At 68.7% G+C, this 6550-nt stretch carries 6 protein-coding genes; 3 read left to right on the top strand and 3 right to left on the bottom strand.

Translation table 11 applies throughout. From position 1 onward, the window contains the following. The 3 genes from HR086_RS43555 to HR086_RS43545 form a co-directional block, all read right to left on the bottom strand. Positions 1-365: hypothetical protein (locus HR086_RS43555; protein ID WP_174468587.1), on the bottom strand; the 365-nt coding region annotated here is incomplete at its 3' end. 417 nt (positions 366-782) lie between these two features. Continuing rightward, positions 783-1403: a vegetative protein gene (locus tag HR086_RS43550; RefSeq protein ID WP_174456219.1), complete on the bottom strand. Its 621-nt coding sequence runs from the start codon at positions 1401-1403 to the stop codon at positions 783-785. Between the two features lie 161 nt (positions 1404-1564). Further along, the gene (locus tag HR086_RS43545) at positions 1565-1741 is read right to left on the bottom strand and encodes a hypothetical protein (RefSeq protein ID WP_174468586.1); all 177 of its coding nucleotides are present in this window, start codon (positions 1739-1741) and stop codon (positions 1565-1567) included. 198 nt (positions 1742-1939) lie between these two features. Between HR086_RS43545 and HR086_RS43540 the strand changes: the two genes are divergently transcribed. The 3 genes from HR086_RS43540 (at position 1940) to tkt (ending at position 6210) form a co-directional block, all read left to right on the top strand. Next, on the top strand, positions 1940-2788 hold the full coding sequence (locus tag HR086_RS43540; protein WP_141647660.1) for a MoxR family ATPase: 849 nt from the start codon (positions 1940-1942) through the stop codon (positions 2786-2788). Between the two features lie 3 nt (positions 2789-2791). Next, complete coding sequence (locus tag HR086_RS43535; RefSeq protein WP_174456217.1) at positions 2792-4000, top strand: VWA domain-containing protein; 1209 nt, start codon at positions 2792-2794, stop codon at positions 3998-4000. Between the two features lie 149 nt (positions 4001-4149). After that, positions 4150-6210 carry a transketolase gene (gene tkt, locus HR086_RS43530; protein WP_174468585.1) on the top strand — a complete coding sequence of 687 codons (2061 nt, stop codon included), beginning with the start codon at positions 4150-4152 and terminating at the stop codon, positions 6208-6210. The last annotated feature ends 340 nt before the right edge of the window (positions 6211-6550 follow it).

Below are 6550 nucleotides of genomic sequence, written 5' to 3'. Positions count from 1 at the left end.
GCGCTCAGCAACTGGCGCTCCTTGTCGTGCCAGCGCGACTTGCTCGGGTCGTTCAGCGAGCGGCGCGCGCCGTTCGCATAGAACTCGAGGTCCTGCATGCTCGCGCCCGCGACCGGCGCGCCCTTGCTGCGGCCGTAGTTCGGGAAGACCATTCCGTCCCCGCCGCCGCCACCGCCGCCGCCACTGGGCGCCGCCGCGCGACGAGGCGCCGCCGACGCCGCATCCGGCGTTCCGCCGATGGACAACTCGCCCATCCTCAGCGTGAAGCCTTCTTCATTCTTGAACGCCGTGCCGACTCGCACCTGTTCCACTCGCCCATCAGGGCGCCGCACCGCCACGGTGACTGGATAGCCTTGCTCACTCATGGCGCCCGAATCCCATCACGGGACCCTTACTGTCAACGGGAGCCCGCGCCCCGCTGTCCGCCATCCACACGCCCGCCTGGACGACGCTCTCCCGCCCCGAAGAACCAGGGACTTCCCGGGGTGTTCGGCACACGCCGGCTCGCAGGGCAGGAGCGCGACACACCCATTCGCGTCCTCTCCCTTGCACCCGAGCACATCGCCTCACAGGGCGGCTCGCGGCTCAGGACGTCGGTGGGCCTGTCGGGCGTCGTGCTTGCGAGCACGCCTCCGCTTGGATTGGGTTGGGTGGACCGGATACACGCCTCGCGCAGCGGCCCTCCTCAGGGACACTCGAACGGGGCGGCGGGCTCCCTCACTTCAGGAGCCCACCTCGAATGGACAGCGAGTGGAGCGCGAGCCTTCCGCGACTCCGCTCAGCTACGCCATCCTGCCCTTCTTGCCACGCGCCGCCGTCTTGGACCGGGACGCGCCACGCTTCGCGGCCACCGGCTGGGACTCCTGCAGCGCCTTGCTCGCCGCACGACCGCGCGGCAGCTTCACGTCCTGCACCGACTGCGGCCGGGCGTCATCCACCCACGCCGTCGGACGACGGTCCGTGCGCATCAGCAACCGCAGCTTCTGGTAGTGCGCCGAGCAATACCCCTTCGAACGGCTGGGGCGCTTGCACCCGATGATGGCGCACGAACGCGAGCCATCCGCCGTCTTCGCTCCACGCGCCACCGCAACCGGCGCCTTCGCCGCCGCAGCTCGCGTCGCCACCAACGGCAACTCCACCTGCGCCGTGGGACGACGTCCCGGCTTGCCACGCTTCACCGCCGGCGCCGGCAACACCGCCGCCTGCCGCGTCGTCGCCGCGGGACGCACTCCCGCCAGCGCACCCAACCGGCTGGTCAGCGGCGCCAGGCGGAACGTCACTGAACGCAGCATGTCCAGGGCCTCAAGGCCCTCCTCCAACCGATTCACCGCCTGCTGCAAAGGCACTAGCTGGGACTGCAGCTCGCGCCGGAACATCTCTCCAAGCTCGTTCGCAATGGACATGTGACGGGAGGATATACGCCGTCCTGGGTTATCGGCGGGAAATCCGCTGCACGACGCGCGCCAACGGTCATCCCCCGAGCGATTTTCAGCCCCAACCCCCTCCCCAGGGTCCTGCTCCGAGCAGAAGTCTCAGACCCGGGGGCCATCCTGAAACAGACGTATCAGCCTGGAACATGAGGCGACGGCACCGTCTCCACCACCGGCTTGGGCATCACCGAGGCCTGGGTCTCCACCGTCACGGGGCGCTCGGACAGCAGGGCGGTCGCCGTCGGGCACGAGCGCACCATCGAGGAGAGCGCCCACACAAACAACAACGTGACGACGAACGGGTGACCCACGACGGATGCCTCCAAGCACTCGGATTCCCACCAAGAACGCGACCCACCGCATTCCTTGGCCTTGCTGGGATACGAACGAGAATAGGTAAAGGGTCTGACGTGCCCCGGAGGGAGGGACAGCGGCCCGCCGAGCAGCCCCCTCCCAGGGATGGACCCGAGCCCCCGCGGCGACGTCGTGGATGTTAAAGGAGCCGGGACATGACTCCGGCCCCTCCTTCCGTCCGCTTCCGAGGCACCGATTCCTACCTGACCCACGAGGGCCTCCAGGCCGCCGTCAACTGTGCCCTCACCCTCCAGCGCCCCCTGCTGGTGAAGGGCGAGCCGGGCACCGGCAAGACGCTGCTGGCGGAGGCCATCGCCCAGGCCCTGGGCCACAAGCTGCTCACCTGGCACGTGAAGAGCACCACCCGCGCGCAGGACGGCCTGTACGTCTACGACACCGTGCAGCGCCTGTATGACTCGCGCTTCGGCGACGGCGACGTGCGAGACATCCGCCGATACATCCGCATGGGCCCCCTGGGCGAGGCGTTCTCCGCCCCCGAGCGCGTCGTGTTGCTCATCGACGAGGTCGACAAGGCGGACCTCGAGTTCCCCAACGACCTGCTCCACGAGTTGGACAGGATGCGCTTCCGCGTCACCGAGACGAACGACGAGGTGGCCGCGAAACACCGCCCCATCGTCGTGATTACGTCCAACAACGAGAAGGAGCTGCCGGACGCGTTCCTGCGCCGCTGCGTGTTCCACTTCATCGACTTCCCCGACGCGGAGCTGATGCGCCGCATCGTCGACGTGCACCACCCGGGGCTCGACGCCGCGCTCACCGACCAGGTCCTCAAGGTCTTCTACGAGCTGCGCGGCTTCACCCGTCTGCGCAAGCGGCCCTCCACCAGCGAGCTCATCGACTGGATTGCCGTGCTCAAGGCCCAGGGCATCAACGACTTGAAGCTGGACGAGAACCTGCCGTTCCTCGGCGCCCTGCTGAAGAAGGAGCAGGACCTGGTCTCCGTGGCCGAGGCCTTCGGACGCGGTCGGCGCTCACGGGCCTGAGCCATGTTCCTGCCATTCTTCTACGAGCTGCGGCGACGGGGCGTGAAGGTGGGCGCGCAGGAGGCGCTCGCCCTGGCGGGAGCCCTGAAGGCGGGCCTCCATGACAGCAGCCTCGACGGCTTCTACCACGTGGCGCGCGCGCTCCTGGTCCACTCGGAGACGCAGCTCGACTCGTTCGACCAGGCGTTCCTCTCCCACTTCCAGGGCGTGGAGACCGCGGGCCTGGAGCTGACGCAGGAGCTGATGTCCTGGCTGGAGGAGGCGCGCGAGCGGCCCCAGCTGACGCCCGAGGAGATGGCGCTCCTGGAGGCGCTGGACCCCGAGGAGATTCGTCGCCTGTTCGAGGAGCGCCTTCGCGAACAGAAGGAACGCCACGACGGCGGCAACCGGTGGATTGGCACCGGCGGCACGTCACCGTTCGGCAACAACGGCTTCTCGCGCGGCGGCATGCGCGTGGGGGGCAAGGCCGGCGGCAAGCAGGGCATGGCGATGATGCAGGCGGGGGCACGCAAGTACGCGGGGTATCGCGACGACCTGGTGCTCGACACGCGGCAGATGGCCGTGGCGCTGCGCAAGCTGCGCGCGTTCGCTCGAGACGGAGCGCCGGACGAGCTGGACATCGACGAGAGCATCTCCGCCACCGCTCGCAACGCGGGCGAGCTGGAGGTGGTGACGCGGCCTCCGCGCAGGCCCAACACCCGCGTGGTGCTGGCCATGGACGTGGGCGGCTCCATGGACCCTTACGCCGCGGTGATGAGCCGGCTGTTCTCCGTCGCGAGCCAGGCCACGCACTTCAAGGAATTGCGAACGTATTACTTTCACAACTGCGTCTACGGAAAGCTCTACGCCACGCCCCAGCTCACCGGCGGCATGACGGTGCCGGAGCTGGTGGCGCAGGTGGGACGGCACCACAAGCTCGTCCTGGTGGGCGATGCGTCCATGGCGCCGTACGAGCTGGCCATCCGCACGGACGCCGAGGGGCGCTACAAGGCGGACGGACAGGAAGGGCTGACGTGGCTGATGCAGTTGGCCCAGCACTTCGAGCGCAACGTGTGGCTCAACCCGGAGCCGATGGGCTCGTGGCGCTCGGGCTCCATCGCGATGATTGCCCAGGTGTTCCCCATGTTCTCCCTCACCGTGGAGGGGCTGGGTGAGGCGGTGGCCCACCTGACTCGCGGACGCACCGTGAAGGGCGCGGCGGCGCGGCGCTGAAGTCGCTCGCCTCCCCCCTCCGGGGCAGGGAATTCCAGGGGCCCGTGGACTGAAGGACTGCGGGCAGCCAGGGGCGCTCGTTTCGTGCGGCGCCCCGGCGTCAGTTACGGCATGGTGCGCCGCGCGTGAGCCCGGAGCACGAGGACCTTATGACGACCGACAATCAGCAGGACGTGCTGAGCATCAACACCATCCGCACCCTGGCCATGGATGCGGTACAGCAAGCCCACTCGGGCCACCCGGGGGCTCCCATGTCCCTGGCCCCCGTCGCCTACCAGCTCTGGCAGCAAGAGCTCCGGTATGACCCGTCCCACCCCATCTGGCCGGACCGCGACAGGTTCATCCTCTCCAACGGCCACGCGTCCATGCTGCTGTACGCGCTGCTCCACCTGGCCGGCGTCAAGCGCGTCACCCGCGACTACAAGGTCGAGGACGCCCTGAGCGTCTCGCTCGAGGACATCCAGAAGTTCCGCCAGTTGGACTCCGCCACCCCCGGCCACCCCGAATACCGGTGGACCAGCGGCGTGGAGACCACCACGGGTCCCCTGGGCCAGGGCGTGGCCAACAGCGTGGGCATGGCCATCGCCAGCCGCTGGCTCGCCGGCCACTTCAACAAGCCCGGCTTCGAGATGTTCTCCCATGACGTCTACGCCATCTGCGGCGACGGCGACCTCATGGAAGGCGTCGCGTCCGAGGCCGCGTCCATCGCCGGCCACCTCCAGCTGCCCAACCTCTGCTGGCTCTACGACTCCAACCACATCTCCATCGACGGCAGCACCGACCTGGCCTTCACCGAGGACGTGGGCCGCCGCTTCGAGGGCTACGGCTGGCGCGTGCTGCGCGTGCCGGACGCCAACGATTTGACCGTCCTGGGCGAGGCCCTCCACACCTTCAAGACGCTGCGGGGCAAGCCCACCCTCATCATCGTCACCACCCAGATTGCCTACGGCGCCCCCAAGCTCCAGGGGTCGTCCAAGGCTCACGGCGAGCCGCTCGGCGACGAGGAAATCAAGGGCACCAAGCGCAACTACGGCTGGCCCGAGGACGCCAAGTTCCTGGTCCCCGAGGGCGTGCGCGAGCGCTTCCAGGACCGCATGGGCGCCCGCGGCAAGAAGCTGCGCGAGGCGTGGGATGCGCGCTTCGTCGAGTACCAGAAGCAGTTCCCCGAGCTGGCCGACGAGCTGACGCGCATGCAGCGCCGTGAAGCGCCCAAGGGCTGGGACTCCGAGCTGCCGACGTTCCCCACCGACGCCAAGGGCATGGCCACCCGCGAGTCCAGCGGCAAGGTGCTCAACGCCGTCGCGAAGCACTACCCGTGGCTGGTGGGTGGCTCGGCCGACCTCAACCCGTCCACGAAGACGTACATCACCGGCTCCGAGTCCATGAAGCCCGGCGAGCACGCCGGCCGCAACATCCACTTCGGCGTGCGCGAACACGCGATGGGCTCCATCGTCAACGGCCTGTGCCTGAGCAAGGTGCGCGGCTACGGCGCCACGTTCCTCATCTTCAGTGAGTACGAGCGCCCCGCCATCCGCCTGTCCTCGCTGATGGAGCTGCCCGCGCTGCACATCTTCACCCACGACTCCATCGGCCTGGGCGAGGACGGCCCCACGCACCAGCCCGTGGAGCAGCTCGCCAGCCTGCGCGCCATCCCCGGCCTCATCGTGCTGCGTCCCGCCGACGCCAACGAAGTCGTCGAGGCGTGGAGGGTCATCGGCCAGCAGAAGAGCCACCCCGTCGTCCTCGTCCTCACCCGCCAGGCCGTGCCCACCGTGGACCGCAGCAAGTACGGCGCGGCGTCTGGTGTCGCCAAGGGCGGCTACGTGCTGGCGGACGCGGAGGGCGGCAAGCCGGAGGTGGTGCTCATCGGCACCGGCAGCGAGGTATCCCTGTGCCTGGACGCCCACGACAAGCTCACGGCCGAGGGCATCAAGTCCCGCGTCGTCAGCCTGCCCTCGTGGGAGCTGTTCGAGAGCCAGTCGCAGGAGTACCGCGACAGCGTGCTGCCTCCCACCGTGCGCGCGCGCGTCGCGGTGGAGAAGGGCGCGGCGTTCGGCTGGGAGCGCTGGGTCGGCTTCCAGGGCGGCATCGTCGCCATGCGCAGCTTCGGCGCGTCCGCTCCCATCAAGGCGCTCCAGCAGAAGTTCGGCTTCACCGTCGACAACGTGGTGAAGGTGGCCAAGGACACGCTGGCCAAGGCCAAGGCGTAGTCACCGTCACCCGCGCGCCCGACGCCCGACGCGCGACGCTGAAAAGACGAGGGCCCCGGACCATCCCCCAACGGTCCGGGGCCCTTCTTGCTTCAGTCCTCGCCACTGTCCTTCCAAAAGAAAGGGACTCGGGCCATCCCCCAACAGCCCGAGCACCCGATGCCCCTCTTAAAGAGAGGCTCCGCATCAAGAAAAGGCCCCCGACTCATCCCCCAACAAATCGGGGAGCCCGAACAGCCACTCCCGTTGCCGCACGAGAGCCGCGTTGCTCAAATCATCGTGGGTTCACGGGAGCCCCTTGCCCGACTCGAAGCCCCCCGGCTCCGGTCGCTCCCACGTC

Origin of the sequence: Myxococcus sp. CA039A (assembly GCF_013336645.1) — a bacterium.
Lineage (GTDB): Bacteria > Myxococcota > Myxococcia > Myxococcales > Myxococcaceae > Myxococcus > Myxococcus llanfairpwllgwyngyllgogerychwyrndrobwllllantysiliogogogochensis.
The sequence above is the reverse complement of the archived record's forward strand: the minus strand, read 5'-3'. Positions and strand labels throughout refer to the sequence as shown.

What these genes read in the sequence shown, in the direction of transcription:
- tkt (WP_174468585.1), top strand. Translation starts at nt 4,150, where the DNA reads ATGACGACCGACAATCAGCAGGACGTGCTGAGCATCAACACCATCCGC.
- HR086_RS43535 (WP_174456217.1), top strand. Translation starts at nt 2,792, where the DNA reads ATGTTCCTGCCATTCTTCTACGAGCTGCGGCGACGGGGCGTGAAGGTG.
- HR086_RS43550 (WP_174456219.1), bottom strand. Translation starts at nt 1,403, where the DNA reads ATGTCCATTGCGAACGAGCTTGGAGAGATGTTCCGGCGCGAGCTGCAG.
- HR086_RS43540 (WP_141647660.1), top strand. Translation starts at nt 1,940, where the DNA reads ATGACTCCGGCCCCTCCTTCCGTCCGCTTCCGAGGCACCGATTCCTAC.